The sequence below is a fragment of the Microbulbifer mixtoriginis (SeqCode) genome, assembly GCF_052466865.1.
In genome coordinates, this window is record NZ_CP174293.1 from 3,012,525 (window position 1) to 3,030,259 (window position 17,735).

The following is a 17,735-nucleotide window of genomic DNA, read 5'->3' on the forward strand; positions in this document are numbered from 1 at the left end:
ACTTACCCCTCCTTCTCAATACGGGTCAGGTTGTCCCGCAAAATGGGGCCGTATTCGTACTTGCCCGGACACACAAAGGTGCTCAGTGCCAGATCTTCCTCATCCAACTCCAGAGCACCCAGTTTCTGGGCCATAGCGGTATCACCCACGATCAGGGAGCGCAGTAGCTGGGTCGGCAGTACGTCCAGCGGCATGACCTTCTCATAAGTGCCGACCGGTACCATGGCACGCTCGGAACCGTTAGTACTGGTGGTGAAGTTGAACAGTCTGTTCTTGAACAGGCGCGAAAGGTAAATCGGGAAAACGGAGAAGCGCTTGTTACCGGCACGCAGATAGTGCAGGAAAGGACGCTCACCACCCTCTTCCAGCACAGACACCTGATTATGGTAACGACCCAGGTAACCCAAAGGACCTTCAGCAGTGCTGCCGCCAAATACGGAGCCGGAAATAACGCGGTCGTTATCACCTTTCAACTCACCGGAAGTCAAAGTTTCCAGGCTGGCGCCGAGACGAGTGCGCACAAGTCGGGGCTGCTTAACTTGAGGGCCGGCCAGGGAAACGACACGATCGGTAAACAGTTTACCGGTGGTAAACAGTTTGCCTACGGCGATCACATCCTGGTAATTAATGGTAAATACACTGCGAGAGCCGGAAACCGGGTTCAAGTAGTGGATATGGGTACCGGACAGGCCCGCCGGGTGGGGGCCGGCAAAAGCTTCGCGGCGAATATTCGCAGCGTTCGGTACGGGGATATCTGCATCAGGAGCGGTACAGACGTAAGTGGTTTCCGCCAGCTTGGAAAGAATCTCAACGCCCTGAGAGAAGGCTTTGGGGTTCTCGGCAATGACCACTTCTGGGTTGGCAGCCAGAGGATTGGTGTCCATCGCATTGATAAACACCGCTTCCGGTTTAGCATCCAAAGCGGGAACGCGGCTGAACGGGCGGGTACGCAGTGCGGTCCACATACCGGATTCAACCAGGTTCTCAACAACCTGTTCGCGCGTCAGACCAGATAGCTTATCTACGCTATAGCTCTGGAACTGTTCTGCTGCATCGCCGTCTATGCCAATCACAACGGATTGAAGAACACGGCGGGCACCGCGATTGATAGCAACAACACGACCGGCGGCCGGCGCGGTGTAGCGCACGCCTTCGGTTTTTTTGTCACTGAACAGTAGCTGACCAAGATTGACGCGATCCCCTACAGCCACTGCCATTGTCGGCTTCATCCCGTGATAATCGGGGCCGAGAACAGCAACGGTCTTGATCGCAGGTCCTTTGTGGATGACCTGCTCGGGCGCGCCGGATATGGGTAAGTCCAATCCCCGACGGATCTTTCTCATACGCCTATGCCTAAGTTTCTAGTTTATAAAATTGCAATAAAGCCCACCCGCCCAGGTTCAAACTGAAAAACAGTCAATCCCGGACTGGCGAGCCATACTGTGGAATTCTGTGCTGCGAGGGCTTATGCCGTTTCACCCGTAGACCGGGCGGAAGGAAGCTAACTAAAGGTTGTGCGCGCTAACTTCTCGGCGCACGGCCGCCCCGCAAAATCGCGCGCATTATAAAGATGGGGCAAAAGCTTTACCAGTCTGGAAGCGTCCAAAGTGGCACTAAGATGGGAAATTTCTACTGAAAAAACAGGGATTTGGAAAGATATGGGCGGACGGCTGTGACTACCGCCCCACCCTCATGGCCGGCCCAAAGAGCCGACCTGCAGACCTCAAGCTGACGCCTTAGTCTTTCTTGGGGAACAACTCGTAACGAACGCCAGCCATATCTTCCAAGCAGCGAACCACTTGACAGCTGTAACCGAACTCGTTGTCGTACCAGCAGTAGAGCACTGCGTTCTTACCATCCACGATAGTCGCAGTGGAATCGAATACGCAGGCAACGCGGGAGCCAACAAAATCGCTGGATACCACTTCCGGGGAGTTGGTGAAATCGATCTGCTGACGCAGTGGCGAGTGCAGTGCCACATCGCGCATATATTCGTTCAGCTCTTCCTTGGTGGTCTCTTTACCCAGATTCAGGTTCAGGATCGCCATGGAAACATTAGGGGTTGGAACGCGAATTGCGTTACCGGTGAGCTTACCTTTCAGCTCGGGCAGCGCTTTGGCAACCGCCTTGGCGGCACCAGTTTCAGTCAGAACCATATTCAGCGCTGCTGCGCGACCGCGACGCTCACCTTTGTGATAGTTGTCGATCAGGTTCTGGTCATTGGTGTAGGCGTGTACAGTTTCTACGTGGCCGTGCTCAACGCCGTAACCGTCCATCATCGCCTTCAGCACAGGCACGATGGCGTTAGTGGTACAGGAAGCGGCTGACAGCACCTTGTCTTCCGGCTTGATGTCGCTACTGTTGATACCGTAAACGATATTCTTGATATCGCCCTTGCCCGGTGCAGTCAGAAGCACTTTGGAGGCGCCGGGGCTCTGCAGGTGCTGGCTCAGGCCTTCTTCATCGCGCCATACACCGGTACTGTCAACGATAATCGCATCGTTGATACCGTGCTGAGTGTAATCCACTTCCTGCGGGGAGTTGGCGTAGATAATCTTGATTTCATTACCGTTACAGATCAGGGAGTTGGTCTCCTCGTCTACACGGATAGTGCCCTGGAAAGCACCGTGTACGGAGTCGCGACGCAGCAGAGAAGCGCGCTTCACCAGATCGTTGGGGGCCTTACCCTTGCGCAGTACGATAGCGCGCAGACGCAGAACGTCACCACTACCAGCCTTGTCGATCAGCAGGCGGGCAACCAGACGGCCGATACGACCAAAACCGTAGATCACAACATCTTTGGATTCAGGCAGAGGCTTGCCGGCACCCGCTGCGTCGGACAGCTCTTCACGTACAAACTCATCCACAGACAAGCCGCGATCGTCGCGCATGTACTTGTTGGTCATGGTTCCCAGGTCGATATGTACGGGACCCAGCTCCATCTTGCAGACGGCTTCCAATACAGGGAAGGTTTCAAACTCGGAGAGTTCATTTTCCTCAACCTGACGCACGAAACGGTGCGCCTTCATAATGCTCAGCACTGAGCGATTAACCAGGTTGCGGCCGTACATATAAATACCGACGTTGCTCTCACGGTTGAGCTTTCCAATCATCGGGATCATGGATTCAGCCAGTGCTTCACGCTGTTTCCAGTCCTTGAAAAAGTCCGCGGGCTTCGGTCGCTTCTGAGTCACTATCGGACACCTCTGCAATGTGTTTATAGGCAGGAAATCACGGCCCACAAACCACTCGGGGCCGCATGGCTGCGCATTATCAGTATTCACCCGCTGCTACGCAACTGCGCAAAAAAAAACCAAAAAAATGTAGTAAAACTACCTTTTTGTTGTCACAAGCCCTCGCGATACGCAATCCCCCAAAAATTGCGGCCGTTTGAGATCGAAACCACAGGCACAGATATCATAGACTGCAGCCCGATCCGATCGCGGCTACAATAGCCGCCCCTGGCACTACAGCAAATGAAAGCGCGGATATTTAAGGAACGATGACCGATATACAGCCCCTGACTCCCCCCAAATTTCACAGCACCACCGACCGGCAATTCTGGGGACAACTTCACGGCGCAGCGGCCGCACTCGCCATTCTAAATGCTGCTCGCGACAGTCAATCCCCCACACTGCTGATCACTCGTGACAGCCTCGAAGCGCACCGCTTAGAGGTACAGCTGAAATTTTTTAACAAAGCGCGGAGAGATGCAGCCTCAGAGGGCGACTTTGAGATCTTTCATTTTCCAGACTGGGAAATTCTCCCCTACGATACCTTCTCCCCACACCAGGATATTATCTCGGACCGCCTGGCAACCCTCTACCGCCTGCCGCAAATGGGGAGCGGTATTGTCATAGTGCCCGTGAGCACCTTAATGCATCGCCTGCCGCCAAGTAATTACGTAGCCGGCAATGCGCTGATCCTCAATGAGGGGCAACAATTTGATATTGATATCCAGCGTCGCCTGTTAGAGCAGGCAGGCTATCACTGTGTAGATACCGTCTATGAACACGGTGAGTTTGCCGTGCGCGGCTCACTCATGGATATTTTCCCTATGGGCAGTCCACTGCCCTATCGCATCGATCTATTCGACGATGAAATTGAGTCTCTGCGCACCTTTGACCCAGAAACCCAACGCACAGTGGATAAGGTGGAAACCATTCACCTGCTGCCCGCTAGGGAATTCCCAATGCACAAAGCCGGCCTTTCCGGCTTCCTGCAGAACTGGCATGAACAATTCCAGATGGACCCCAGTCTTGTGCCCATCTACCAGGATATCAGTGCAGGAATTGCCCCAGCGGGTATCGAATACTATCTGCCGCTATTTTTTGATAACAATTGCGCGAGCCTGTTCGACTACCTTCCCGAGAACAGCCAGGCTTTTATCCAGGGAAATGTGCAAGCACCTGTTGATAGCTTTTGGCGCGAGGTCAGCAACCGCTATGAGAGCCGCCGCGGCGATCTGACCCGCCCAATTCTTCAACCACGCCAGATTCTGCTGGATATTGATGAATTCAATGGCGCGCTCAAATCGATGCCAAGGGCTATCTTCTCTGCAGAGACGCTGCCCGATGCCCAGGGCAATTACAACTTTGCCACCCAAGTACCTCCAACCCTGCCGGTAGACGGCAAGGCCGAGCAGCCAATGGCCGCCCTGGAAAGTTACCTGATGGAGTACTCCGGGCGAGTACTCTTCTGTGCAGAAAGCGGTGGGCGCCGCGAAGCATTGCTGGAGCTTTTAAAAGGTATTCGCCTGACTCCCCCAACCTATGCCAGCTGGGAAGAATTCCTCCAAAGCAATGAATCCATCGGGATCACCGTAGCACCCCTGGATCAGGGCCTGTTACTGACCGATCCTGCCGTCAACCTGATCGCTGAGCCGCAGTTATTTGGCGAGCGGGTGCTACAACAGCGCCGCCGCAAAAAAGCCAAAGATGATGCAGACAATGCAGTCAAAAACCTAGCCGAATTGCGTATCGGCGCCCCGGTAGTGCATATCGATCAAGGAGTGGGACGCTACCGCGGCCTGCAACACCTGGAAATCGATGGACAGCCTGCCGAGTTCTTGACTCTGGAATACGCCAATGAAGCTAAGCTCTATGTTCCCGTAGCCAGCCTGCACCTGATCAGCCGTTACTCCGGTGCCGATGAGGCCCTGGCTCCACTGCATAAAATGGGCAGCGAACAGTGGCAGAAAGCCAAGCGCAAAGCCGCCGAAAAAGTTCGTGATGCCGCTGCCGAACTCCTGGATATCTATGCGCGCCGTGAAGCCCGTGTAGGTCACGCTTTTGCCGACCCCAAGCTGGCTTATAGAGAATTTTCAGCCGGCTTCCCCTTCGAGGAAACGCCAGACCAGCAGCAGGCCATTGAAGCCGTGATTGGCGACATGCAGTCGAAAAAGCCCATGGACCGACTGGTGTGTGGCGATGTGGGCTTTGGTAAAACCGAAGTCGCTATGCGTGCGGCCTTTGTCGCCGCCCATGCCGGCAAGCAAGTAGCCATGCTGGTACCCACCACCCTATTAGCGCAACAACATTTCCAGTCTTTCCAGGATCGCTTCGCCGACTGGCCCATCAATATTGAAGTGATCTCCCGCTTCCGTTCAGGCAAAGAAGTGGACAGCGTGAAAGAGAAGGTAGTCAGTGGCAAAGTGGATATCCTTGTCGGTACCCATAAGCTTCTACAGAGCGACCTGGACTTTAAGAATCTCGGACTGCTGATTATCGACGAAGAACACCGCTTTGGGGTACGCCAGAAAGAGCGCCTCAAGAGCCTGCGCGCCGAAGTGGATATCCTCAACCTAACCGCCACACCGATCCCGCGCACTTTAAATATGGCAATGGCCGGCATTCGCGATCTATCAGTCATCGCTACACCGCCGGCGCGACGCCTCTCTGTAAAAACTTTCGTGCGCGAGCGCGACGATGCACTGGTGAAGGAGGCCATACTGCGGGAGATCCTCCGTGGCGGCCAGGTGTATTTCCTGCACAATGAAGTGAAAAGCATTGAGCGTATCGCCCGAGAATTACAGGAGCTGATTCCCGAGGCCCGCATCGGTATCGGTCACGGTCAGATGCGTGAGCGCGAACTGGAGCAGGTCATGAGTGACTTTTACCACAAGCGCTTTAACGTTTTGGTGTGTACCACCATTATCGAAACCGGTATCGACGTCCCAACTGCTAACACAATACTGATCGAACGCGCAGACAAATTTGGCCTGGCCCAGCTGCACCAGCTGCGTGGTCGTGTGGGGCGATCCCACCACCAAGCCTATGCCTATTTGCTGACCCCCAACAAACGCTCAATGACTGGCGACGCAGTCAAGCGACTGGAAGCAATCAGTGAAGCCCAGGATCTTGGGGCTGGATTCACCCTGGCCACCCACGATCTGGAAATCCGTGGCGCCGGCGAGTTACTTGGTGAGGAACAGAGCGGGCAAATCCAAAGTGTCGGCTTCAACCTGTATATGGAGATGCTCGACCGCGCGGTAAAAGCCATTCGCGAGGGGCGCACTCCCAATATCGACGACCCTCTGGAGTCCCCGGCTGTAGATGTCAATCTGCGGGTACCGGCGCTGATTCCAGAGGACTACTTGCCGGATGTCCATGGCCGTCTAATGATGTACAAACGTATCGCCAATGCCGTTGATCGCCAACAACTGAAGGAGTTACAGGTGGAGATGATCGACCGCTTTGGTCTACTGCCTGAACCGGTCAAACACCTGTTCCGCACCACCGAAATAAAACTGAAGGCCGATAAAATGGGCATTCGCAAATTGGAAGCCTCCGCCGCCCGAGGTCGCATCGAGTTTGCCGAAAATACCCAAGTAGACCCCCTCACCTTGGTGAAATTGGTGCAGACACAGCCTGGACGCTACCAGCTGGCCGGCGCCAACCAGCTGAACTTCAGCCTCGATGAAGAGGGCGCCGACCGCAAGCTACAGGAAATAAGCGAAGTGCTGGAGCGCTTAGCCCAGTGATAGTATCCGGCAGCTAGTGACCTGATCGATCGACAGGGGGGCCACCCCCTGCCACAATCCCGGCCTATATAGCTGGCCGCGAAATACTCACCCTGCTCTGACGATAGACAGGACAGATGGAAGAAAGTGGTAACCCAATGACCATAAAAAAGATAGTGCACCTCTGCTCTACACTTGCCCTGGCACTCTCCGCCACGGCCTCACAGGCGGCGAACTACGCCGGCAATACTTTCGAAATCGAGATGATCGTGTTCGAACGCCCCCAAGGTATGGCACAAACCAATGAAACCTGGCCTGCGGAGCCGAACCTCACCTACCCTGCTCGCTGGGTGGACTTTGACACCCCTGCACCCCAGGAAGAAAAAGCAGAATCCCCTGTTGCAACCGCATTCCCTGAATCCACAGAGCTCCCCCAAGAAGATACAGCATTGGACGAGGAGCCTGTCAGCTTTGCAGTCAGCGAGTTCGGAGATCACAATACTGACCAAGCTCCCCCCCTCCGCTTACTCCTCTCCCCCGTAGACACCAAGCTGGATACTAAGGCGGCAGCTCTAGTGAGAGGCGGGGATCGCATTTTATTCCACAAAGCTTGGCACCAAGTTTTGGAGCAAAAACACAAGTCACCAGCAATCCTGATTGATGGTGGCGAAACCTTTTCAGGACACAGCCAACTGGAAGGGTCAGTTACCCTGAGCGTCTCACGCTATTTGCACCTGAGCACAAACCTTTGGCTCAATGATTTCTCTGCTCCCGCATCTGCGGAGGGTATCCGCCTGCCTCATCGACCCAAGGCTGCTCCAACACCCTCCGAGGAGACAATTTCTTTCCCTACCCCGAATGAAGGGCTTATTGCTTCCAATCCGAATAGGCATAACTTCTCAAACGCAGCAGGAGATCAGGAGCCCATAACCCTAGATGCCCCAGCTGAGCAACCGGTATATGTGATGCGGGCCGCTCATTTACAACATGAGCGCCGTATGCGGAGCGGCCAACTGCACTATATTGACCACCCGGCTTTTGGTATTTTGATTGAAATTCGCACTGTGGCTGAAAGCAACGAAGAAGTCACAGAAGAAACCACCCCAGTTACCTTATAAACAGCCAATTAATACTCTTTAAAATACCCCCTTCAAAGGGGGTATTCCATATGCAATAGTATATTTAACCAAACAAATTACACTTTCTTAAATCTATAAAAGCCGAATCGAATCTGGCATAACAGATAACACAACCAAACTAATTTGACTTCCTTTTATGAAATAAAATTTTATAAAGGCAGCAACTTAACGATATCCGGCAAGAAACAGTACAAAAACACGGAAGGCGAAGTGAAAAACTCACCCCATTATTACAACACCCTCGCTCAAGTGAAAATCACTAGAAAAGAAAAATAGCCAAATAAAATAAAAAAGCTTAATAAAGAAGCAGCAATAAAGATTTTTAAATTTATTCCGCCAGACAGAACTGAAATCCTGACTCCTAACATTAAATTGGTTTCAAGATTATTAAAACTTCACAAATAGCCTGGAGCGCTTTCAGAAATCAAGGGCGCAGGCAATTAATACATTTCAAAATATAACGAAACTCGTGGGACTGGTCATATATGTATGCAAACCGCCATAAGACACATATTGAACCAAGCGAATGGAGAAATAGAAAAGCGAGCTGAAAAGCCCGCTTTGGAGGCGCTGGCAGAGCTAGCGGCTGGCACCGCAAACTCTACGCGACAACAGTTCTTTCAACGAGTGATCCTAAAATCACTCACAGGGAACAACATCTTCCGCCAGCAGTCCTTTGTCACCTTGTTGCATTTCGAACTCAACCGCCTGCCCCTCGTTAAGGGTTTTATAACCCTCTCCGCGAATGCTGCGATAGTGAACAAAAATATCTTCAGTTCCTTCTCCACAGGTGATGAAGCCATAACCCCGTGCGTTATTAAACCACTTCACTGTACCTGTAACGCGATCACTCATTGAGAAAACCTCATTATTGTTATTGCGCCTACCTCTATTACCTCACTGCTCAATTCGGCAAGAGGGGCAAACGCCACCCCATTGTTAACAAACTGCTCCATGCAGAATGCTATCTTGCTTCACCCTATTGAGAGTAACCCAAAGGGCGTAACCTGATTCTTAGATAAAACAGCGCCAGTGTCTAGGTTTCTATGTGAAATAAATACTACGTTTTTACCAATAGGCGTAATTAACCGTCAAAACCCCAATTAGGCGCGATATTTAAACTAAACATTTGTACCTTATCGCACTCCCAATACTCAACTGTCTAACGCGGCTTCTCGCGCTAATGAAGGAATATCGGCAATATGTACCGTCGAGGTCGGAAATGCACAAGACGCACCATGGCGCTCAATTATATTGAGTACATTCAACAAAACATCCTGTTTGATTTCATGGTATCTCACCCACTCTGTCGTTCTGGTAAAGGTGTATATAAAGAAATCAAGGGATGAGGCTGCAAAACTATTAAAATTAACAATAAGAGTTCGGTTGGCATCTATTTCCGGGTGATGCTGTAACATTTTCTTAACATCTGCCACTATCTGCGCCATTAAATGGCCATCTTCATAACGAATCCCAATAGTTTCAAAAATCCTACGATTGAGCATTCGCGAAGGGTTCTCGACAGAAATCTGCGTGAAGACACTATTGGGCACATAAACCGGGCGCATATCAAAGGTGCGTATGCGAGTCAGGCGCCAGCCAATATCTTCTACAGTCCCCTCAATCTCCTTGTCCGGGGAGCGTATCCAATCGCCAACCGCAAAGGGGCGATCTAAGTAAATCATCAGTCCACCAAAGAAATTCGCCAGCAAGTCCTTAGCGGCAAAGCCTACCGCCAACCCCCCGATGCCACCAAAGGCCAAAACGCCGCTGACGCTATAGCCCAGGAACTGCATAATCACTATACCCGCAGTGATAGCGATCGAAGCCCGCACCAGCTTGCCGATGGCTCTAACCGTGGTGGCATCCATCGGCTTGCCAATATAGCGGGGATTGCAAAGGTTACGCTCCGCGCTGTGCGAGAAGCGCCAAGCGAACCAAGAGAGGACCAGAATAAGGCCTATCTCGCGGGCAGGCTCTGCCAGGGAGAAAATCTCTGCACCCGTCGCCTGACCCGCACGCTGGGCGGCCACCGTGAGCCCCAACAGCCAGATTAATACTTGTCCAGGAGGGGAGAGAGCCCCTACCAGCGCATCATCCCAGGGATTGACAGTCTTCTCAGCCCTGGCAGCCAGTTTTTGCACAAAGCGGCCGAAAATCCAGGCCGCCAGTGCGGAAGCTAATACAATAAGAAAAACAGAGATTATCCAAACCCGGTTATCACCCAGCCAGGACAACAGCACACTCTCTACGGACTCCACAATTCCCCCTCCGCTTATAAAACCGGCTCCAGCCGCCCATAGGTTCTTGGAGCAAGCTGCGGAAACCGGTATTTCTCAACTACTGCATTATTGAAGCTAACCAGCTGCGAGTTCTATGCCAGCGCTCACTTTTTTCGAGTTCCGCCCAAGAGGTGATTGAGGGTCTACCCCGCATGGCTTTCAGACGCTCACTCGATTCCGCTGCGGGAATAAAGTTCTGCAGCCCAGCGAGAGACTCAAAAGCCCCTGCACGGTTATTGCAGACTACGCCCATATCACAACCCGCTTCCAGAGCAGCGCGGATTCTCTCCCCATAACCACCGGCAGCTCCCGCCCCCTCCATGGACAGATCATCACTGAAGATAACCCCATTAAAACCCAGTCGTCCTCGCAAAATATCCTGTAGCCAGTAACGGGAGAAACCCACCGGCTGACTGTCTATATTGACGAAGCGAATGTGAGCGGGCATCACCGCATCCAGTTCATCGGCCCCTATGCAGTCAATAAAAGGCAAGGCATCGCTGACCAGCACCTGCTCCAGGGAGCGCTCATCTTGAGGAAGCTCCACATGGCTGTCTTCAAGCACGTGCCCGTGTCCTGGAAAGTGCTTGCCGGTTGTAGCCATACCGGCCTCACGCATCCCTTGAATAAATGGCCTTGCAATAGCCGTCAGGTGATGGGGGTCGGGACAAAAACTGCGATCTCCAATAACTCGGCTGTGGCTGTCATCGGCATCCAATACAGGGGCGAAACTGAAATCCATCCCTACAGCCAATAACTCAGAGGCGAGCAACCAACCCACATCCTGCAACTGTACTGCTGAAGCCTCGGCGGACAGCTTTTGCATGGAAGGCAAACGCGTGAACCCCTCTCGAAAACGCTGTACTCGCCCACCCTCCTGATCAACAGCCAGCAGTATCTCTGGGCGCACAGATCGAATATCGGCAATCAGAGCTTGAATCTGATCGCGATCGCGATAATTGCGCGCAAAGAAAATCAAACCACCCACGAGCGGGTGGCGCAAAAGCTCGCAATCCTCATCAGTGAGCTTCTGCCCTTCGATATCGATCATCACCGGTCCGAGTGATGCAGGCATATTCAGTTCCTCTAAGATTCACCAGCTGCGCAGTTTAACCGGACTCCACCTTTAGCATTGCCGAAGCGGCCGGCACAAGACGCTCCAAAGTTTCCGGCAGGCTGCTCTGAGCACCAAAATCCTCTCTCAGGATAGCCTCTATGGCATCGTAGCTCGACAAGGTGAAAATAGTGGCCCCTAACATAAAATACAGGCGCCAGTAGAAAGTCACGGGATCAACCCCCGGTAAGGCCTCGGCCAGTAGGCCTGCGAAGCGTCGGTAACTATCACCGTAACGAGACACTATAAAGCGGCGTAAGTGCCCCTGAAACTGCGTATAAGCTAGTCCCAGCAGGCGCATAAAGCGCTGAGCATCCAGCCCAAGTTGGCTCAGACTGCCCAACCCAACGCGGTATAGGCTCTCCAACAACCCTTCAACCTTAAGTGGCTGGCCAGAAGCTATGCGTCGATCCAACTCTGCTTCCAGGGCATCGGTAAATGGTGTTAGGAAACGCTCAAAGACCGCCTGGATCAACTCTTTCTTAGAACCAAAGTGGTAGTTGACGGCTGCCAGATTGACTCCGGCAGTACTCGTAATAGTCCTAAGGGATGTCTCAGTAAAGCCGCGCTCGGCAAAGAGCGCTTCGGCAGCATCCAAGATGCGGTTAACGGTATCCATCTGACTCATAGATATCAAACCACCATTTAAAACAGCTGTTTAATTTCGGCCAGAGTAGCACACTCCCAGCTCGCTGGCGGCTTATTGCACATACAGAAAGAACGGTTGTAGGGGGAAGTCCGACCTGGCGAATCCCCATAGGCAAAATTGGTTTGGTAAGTTGGCAGGATAAGATGTAATTACCGAAGCGACTGACCACTACCTCTTCCCATAGGCCTTAGTGCATTCCACTGCGCGGGAAGAAAGATAGAGGTGCTAACTACTATTTAGGGACGAGGCACAGCCGTAGGCTTTGTATTTGGCCTCTACTTCCTGTATTCCTGTTTTTTCTGCCTCCCCTACTCCTCGCCCTATCTGATTGTTAATTAATAAAGAAAGTAACCTAGATATCTCGAAAACTCTTTAATCCCTGGCTCGCATATATTTCATAATCAAATCTGCAGCCTCTTCTACTGCATCCACCACATGAAACAGGTCTAGATCAGCAGAGTCGATACAATTCCGTTCCAATACCGTATCTACCAGCCAATCGTACAGCCCTCCCCAATAACGCTTGCCCACCAAAACTATTGGGAATCGCCGTACTTTTTGAGTTTGTACTAATGTCAGCGCCTCAAATAATTCGTCCAGCGTGCCGTAGCCCCCGGGTAAACCCACAAAGCCCACGGCATGCTTCACAAACATAAATTTACGCACAAAGAAATAGCGAAAATTCAAACTGATATCTTGGTAAGGATTAGCTGCCTGCTCAAAAGGCAGCTCGATATTTAATCCGATTGAAGTACCAGGCTGCTCAAAAGCCCCACGATTACACGCCTCCATCAGACCCGGCCCGCCACCGGTCATCACAGGTATCCCCTCTGCTGCTAAAAGCTCCCCAAGCTTCACCCCTTGCTGATATTCCTGGCTATCTTCAGTGAAACGCGCACCGCCAAAAACTGTTACCGCCCCGTTAAGCGCAACCAAACGCTCAATTCCATCAACCAACTCAGATTGAATGCGCAGAACTCTCCAGGCTTCAGCCATTTTCGCATCAAGCATTATTGTTCTCCCTTGCTGTCAGTTCTTTCAACTATTCTTTTCATTCCCTGTTTTCTTAAACAATGTAGCAGCTGGACTGCAGGCAGGTGCTCAGTTTGCGAGATCCTTAAATCTGTATATAATCCCAGCAACTGTATAAAAATACAGAAACGCTAGGTAAATCTATGACCAATCTCACCGCACGCCAGACTCAAGTATTAGAGCTGATAAAAGCCTACCTGGACGACACAGGTTACCCTCCCACCCGCGCAGAAATCGCCCAAGAGCTGGGCTTTCGCTCGCCCAACGCTGCAGAGGAACACCTCAAAGCACTGGCACGAAAAGGAGCCATTGAGATGGTTGCCGGTGCCTCCCGAGGTATTCGAATTCCCGACCACCAATCGGGACTTCCCATCGTGGGGCGTGTCGCCGCAGGCAACCCTATTCTGGCAGCCGAGCATATTGAGGATTATTGCGACCTGCCCGCCAGTTTCTTCCACCCACCGGCAGATTATTTATTGCGGGTACACGGCATGAGTATGCGAAATGCCGGTATTCTCGATGGGGACCTTCTGGCAGTGCAGAAGACCGAACAAATCAGAAACGGGCAGATTGTGGTTGCTCGGATTGATGATGAAGTAACCGTTAAGCGCTTCCGCCGTAAAGGTAATCAGGCAACGGTACAACTCCTGCCTGAAAACGAAGACTTTGATACCATCCAAGTAGATATGCGGGATAAGAACTTTGTGATCGAAGGATTAGCGGTGGGCGTTATTCGCCAAACTCCGTGAGACTAAAAGATTTACCGCCACTCAAAAACAACAACAGCGGCTTCTAGCCGCTGTTGTTTCACTTAATTTTTCGCCTTTACCATAGATTAGTGAATCGTATGGTTAACCGGCATCGACTCTTCCTCTTCAAAGTAACCTGGCTCCAGGTCATCGAGATTTTGCACGGCTTCTATACCCGCCTCTAACATGGCCCGGGCTACCGCTACCTTGTGCTTTCGTAAAAATTGGAGACTCTCGGCTGAGAAACGAATACTCACCAGAGGGTCCTCCTCATGGCCGGCACGGCGCAGAGCCACATCGCCATTGGCCAACTCGATAATCTCAAAAGTTTCGGAGGACATTTGCTTTCCCTTCACTGCACATCAGTTTGCGCCCAGTGTACCACAGGCAATTTAGAAGTTTCAGTGGGCGCAAAAAGATGAATAGAAAGGTAGCGGAGCCCTTTTAGCACTCCTCGAGATTAGCACGCTGTCTAAGTATCAGCTCACTGAGAGCTTTGTGCCATTTAAGCAGCGCTTCGAAAGAAAGCTCAATTGGTGCTGGTCCGGCGATATTGTGGGTCGGAATAAGGTTGCCAGCTTGCTCCTTTTCCTCCGCTAATGTAGGCAGCCTTAAGAGCTGGTTCCACGCGCGTAATAATTCGCTAAGCCAACTCCCTGGCTCTGAGAGCAATGACTGCAGTTCACTTACTTCAAGGCTCGCTCTCCCCTGGCTGTGCAGGCTATCAAAAATAACCTGTACAGACTCCGGCTCAAAACCCAATTGCAGCTGGTGTGACAGTTCAGCCAGGAAAGCCTGATAGGCTTTCCACAGCTGCAACAAAGCACCTTCTTCCATGGCCATTCGCTGAACAGTAGAGTCATAACTACTTGTGGCCAGCAGCTGACTCTTACGCAATGCCGAAGTGACTAGGCCGGTATAGGGGTTACTCATTTACTTTTTTGCCGCCGCTTTCTTAGCTGCCGGCTTTTTCTTGGCCGCCGCTTCGACTTTCCAGGCACCATCCCGGTAAAAAGCCTTCCAACCCGTGGCCTTTCCATCCTCCTCAGACTGAACATACTGCTCTTGGGTCTTACGACTAAAGCGAACTACCGTATCGCGCCCCTGATCATCCTGTGAGGGAGCCGAGAACAAGAAACTGTACTTAGGGTCAATCTCACTTTGGTGAGGCAGCAGCTCTTTTATCAGCGGGGCACGGGTCTCACGGTTTTTCGGAAACTGGCTGGCAGCCAGGAATAATCCGGAGGCACCATCGCGGAGAATGTAATGATCCTCAACCTTCAGGCAAGCCAACTCCGGCATAGGAACCGGATCCATTTTGGGTGGCGCCGGCTGGCCATTTTTCAACAGCTTGCGGGTATTCTTACAGGCTTCGTTAGTACAGCCGAAGTATTTACCAAAACGGCCTGACTTCAGCTGCATGTCGCTACCACACTTATCACACTCAATAATCGGACCGTCGTAGCCCTTGATTTTGAACGTGCCCTGCTCTACCTCGTAACCATTACAGTCTGGGTTATTACCGCAGATATGTAGCTTTCTCTGCTCATCAAGCAGATAACTATCCATCGCCGTGCCGCACTTGGGACAGCGGCGTTTCTCCCGCAGCTGGCGGGTTTCGGCATCTTCGTCCTTATCCGCGTCCACGGCCTCATCGCCTGAAACCAGATTCATCGTGTTGGTGCAGCGCTCCTTAGGAGGAAGCGCGTAACCGGAGCAACCAAGGAATACACCGGTAGAACCTGTGCGGATCTGCATATGGCGACCGCACTTACTGCACTCGATATCGGTATCTGTCGGCGTGTTGCGCCGCATACCCGCATCGCTGGACTGAGCTTTTTCCAACCGAGAAGAGAAATCCTGATAAAACTCGTCGAGTAACTGCTTCCAACCTTTATCGCCATCGGCAACCGCATCCAGAGATTCCTCCAGGCTTGCGGTAAAACCGTAGTCCATCAGATTTTTAAAACTTTCACTGAGGCGGTCGGTGACAATATCACCCATTTTTTCCGCATAAAAACGGCGGTTCTCAAGCCGCACATAGCCCCGATCCTGAATTGTGGAAATAATAGAGGCATAGGTTGAGGGCCGGCCGATACCACGCTTTTCCAGCTCTTTCACCAGAGCGGCTTCGCTAAAACGAGCCGGAGGCTTGGTGAAATGTTGTTTTGAGTCCAGCTGCTGCAGAGACAGCTTATCGCCAACCTGAACATCAGGCAGCAGCAGATCTTCATCTTTCTTGCCCGCAGGAGGGGCAACTTTGAGAAAGCCATCAAAACGAATCACCCGGCCGCGAGCACGCAACTCAAAGTCACCGGCACTCACCACAATTGAGGTGGAAGTGTATTTTGCTGGGGTCATCTGACAGGCGACGAACTGCTGCCAAATCAGATTGTAGAGCCGCTCCGCATCCCGCTCTGCACCTGAGAGCATATTCGGGGCAACACGCACATCGGAGGGGCGAATTGCCTCGTGAGCTTCTTGCGCTCCCTCCTTGCTGCTATAACTAACGGGCTTTTCTGGCAGATACTTATCGCCAAAATTCTCACCGATATACTGCCGGGCCGACTCAACCGCCTCTTTACTTAGATTGGTCGAATCGGTACGCATGTATGTAATATGACCGGCTTCGTAGAGACGCTGTGCAAGGGTCATGGTTTTCTTGACACTGAAACCGAGGCGATTACTAGCCGCCTGCTGCAGTGTCGAAGTAATAAAGGGAGCACTAGGCTTGGAACTGGTAGGCTTATCGTCACGACCGCTAACAACAAACTCACTACCCTGAAGCAATTTCACCGCGCTATTCGCATCGGCTTCATTGGTGGGGCGGAAAGTTTCACCAGCTTGTTTTTTAACCTCTAGCCGCAGCTTGTTCGCTTTGCTGGTAGCGGTATCAGCGAAAAGCGTCCAGTACTCCTCAGGAATGAAAGCGCGGATCTCACGTTCGCGCTCTACCACGAGACGAACTGCCACTGACTGCACCCGGCCAGCAGAGAGTCCTCGGGCAACTTTCTCCCACAATAGTGGGGAGACCATATAGCCAACAATACGATCGAGGAATCGGCGAGCCTGCTGGGCATGAACCCGATTGATATTCAGGCGGCCGGGATCTTTGAACGCCTCCTGGATCGCGGACTTAGTGATTTCATTAAAAACCACTCGGCGATAGCGTTCGTCATTACCGCCAATTGCTTCCCGCAAGTGCCAGGCGATCGCCTCTCCCTCGCGGTCCAAATCCGTTGCCAGATAAATGTGATCAGCATTCTCAGCCAGCTTTTGCAATTCGCTGACTACTTTTTCCTTGCCTGGCAAAATTTCGTAGTGAGCCTGCCAGCTATTATCCGGGTCGATCCCCATGCGCTTGATCAGCTGCGCACGATTTTTCTTGCGCTTGTAAGCCTCTTTCGCCTCAGGAGAAAGCTTACGAGTCTCTGCCGCACGCCTTGCCCGTTCTTTTGCGTCAACGGGCTGTTTGTTGCCGCCACCGGTTGGCAAATCGCGAATATGACCGACGCTGGACTTAACAACAAAGTCCTTGCCGAGATATTTATTGATGGTTTTCGCTTTGGCCGGTGATTCGACGATGACCAGTGATTTACCCATAAGCCTTTGATTTCAAATGAAAAATTTACTGCTATCCGAAGCATTTCAGGCCCTTCAATCGGGCCTGCGCTGCGCGAATATATAAGCCTCAGTCAAGGCGCGGTCAAGCAAAGCTGACAACTTTTAGTGCTTATTCGCCAAATTTCACCCCCAGAAAAGGGGAAAATTGTGACAATTTTCCCTATTTGAGCAGCCCGCTAAAATGC

General features: G+C 52.0%; 13 protein-coding genes. 3 read left to right on the forward strand and 10 right to left on the reverse strand.

Annotated features, from left to right (window positions below):
- Window positions 1-2: 2 nt before the first annotated feature.
- Together ACJJJA_RS13575 and ACJJJA_RS13580 are read right to left on the reverse strand one after the other, a co-directional pair.
- Window positions 3-1,343, reverse strand: a complete 1,341-nt coding sequence (locus ACJJJA_RS13575; RefSeq protein WP_444904952.1) for a Na(+)-translocating NADH-quinone reductase subunit A — start codon at window positions 1,341-1,343, stop codon at window positions 3-5.
- Window positions 1,344-1,736: 393 nt separating this feature from the next.
- Window positions 1,737-3,197 (reverse strand): glyceraldehyde-3-phosphate dehydrogenase, encoded by a 1,461-nt coding sequence (locus ACJJJA_RS13580; protein ID WP_444905245.1) that lies wholly within the window; start codon window positions 3,195-3,197, stop codon window positions 1,737-1,739.
- Window positions 3,198-3,502: 305 nt separating this feature from the next.
- Here ACJJJA_RS13580 and mfd point away from each other — a divergent pair, with 305 nt between their 5' ends.
- Window positions 3,503-6,982: a transcription-repair coupling factor gene (gene mfd, locus ACJJJA_RS13585; RefSeq protein ID WP_444904953.1), complete on the forward strand. Its 3,480-nt coding sequence runs from the start codon at window positions 3,503-3,505 to the stop codon at window positions 6,980-6,982.
- Window positions 6,983-7,119: 137 nt separating this feature from the next.
- Window positions 7,120-8,079 carry a CsiV family protein gene (locus ACJJJA_RS13590; RefSeq protein WP_444904954.1) on the forward strand — a complete coding sequence of 320 codons (960 nt, stop codon included), beginning with the start codon at window positions 7,120-7,122 and terminating at the stop codon, window positions 8,077-8,079.
- Window positions 8,080-8,739: 660 nt separating this feature from the next.
- On the opposite strand, the gene ACJJJA_RS13595 is transcribed toward ACJJJA_RS13590, so the two are convergent.
- The 5 genes from ACJJJA_RS13595 to ACJJJA_RS13615 form a co-directional block, all read right to left on the reverse strand.
- Window positions 8,740-8,955: a cold-shock protein gene (locus tag ACJJJA_RS13595; protein WP_020413094.1), complete on the reverse strand. Its 216-nt coding sequence runs from the start codon at window positions 8,953-8,955 to the stop codon at window positions 8,740-8,742.
- Between the two features lie 299 nt (window positions 8,956-9,254).
- Complete coding sequence (locus tag ACJJJA_RS13600; RefSeq protein WP_444884605.1) at window positions 9,255-10,361, reverse strand: mechanosensitive ion channel family protein; 1,107 nt, start codon at window positions 10,359-10,361, stop codon at window positions 9,255-9,257.
- Window positions 10,362-10,440: 79 nt separating this feature from the next.
- Window positions 10,441-11,457 (reverse strand): beta-N-acetylhexosaminidase, encoded by a 1,017-nt coding sequence (gene nagZ / locus ACJJJA_RS13605; protein WP_444904955.1) that lies wholly within the window; start codon window positions 11,455-11,457, stop codon window positions 10,441-10,443.
- A gap of 34 nt (window positions 11,458-11,491) precedes the next feature.
- Window positions 11,492-12,124: a TetR/AcrR family transcriptional regulator gene (locus ACJJJA_RS13610; RefSeq protein ID WP_444884603.1), complete on the reverse strand. Its 633-nt coding sequence runs from the start codon at window positions 12,122-12,124 to the stop codon at window positions 11,492-11,494.
- Between the two features lie 393 nt (window positions 12,125-12,517).
- Window positions 12,518-13,156, reverse strand: coding sequence for an LOG family protein (locus tag ACJJJA_RS13615; RefSeq protein WP_252081961.1), 639 nt, complete (start codon window positions 13,154-13,156; stop codon window positions 12,518-12,520).
- A 164-nt stretch (window positions 13,157-13,320) separates the two neighbouring features.
- Here ACJJJA_RS13615 and lexA point away from each other — a divergent pair, with 164 nt between their 5' ends.
- Window positions 13,321-13,926: a transcriptional repressor LexA gene (gene lexA / locus ACJJJA_RS13620; protein ID WP_252081962.1), complete on the forward strand. Its 606-nt coding sequence runs from the start codon at window positions 13,321-13,323 to the stop codon at window positions 13,924-13,926.
- 86 nt (window positions 13,927-14,012) lie between these two features.
- On the opposite strand, the gene ACJJJA_RS13625 is transcribed toward lexA, so the two are convergent.
- The 3 genes from ACJJJA_RS13625 to topA all read right to left on the reverse strand — a co-directional run bounded on the left by ACJJJA_RS13625 (window position 14,013) and on the right by topA (window position 17,529).
- Entirely contained in the window at window positions 14,013-14,267 is a 255-nt protein-coding gene (locus ACJJJA_RS13625; RefSeq protein ID WP_152453256.1) for a hypothetical protein, read from the reverse strand.
- A gap of 103 nt (window positions 14,268-14,370) precedes the next feature.
- Complete coding sequence (locus ACJJJA_RS13630) at window positions 14,371-14,859, reverse strand: DUF6586 family protein (protein WP_444904956.1); 489 nt, start codon at window positions 14,857-14,859, stop codon at window positions 14,371-14,373.
- Complete coding sequence (gene topA / locus ACJJJA_RS13635; protein WP_444904957.1) at window positions 14,860-17,529, reverse strand: type I DNA topoisomerase; 2,670 nt, start codon at window positions 17,527-17,529, stop codon at window positions 14,860-14,862. It abuts the gene before it with no gap.
- Window positions 17,530-17,735: the final 206 nt, after the last annotated feature.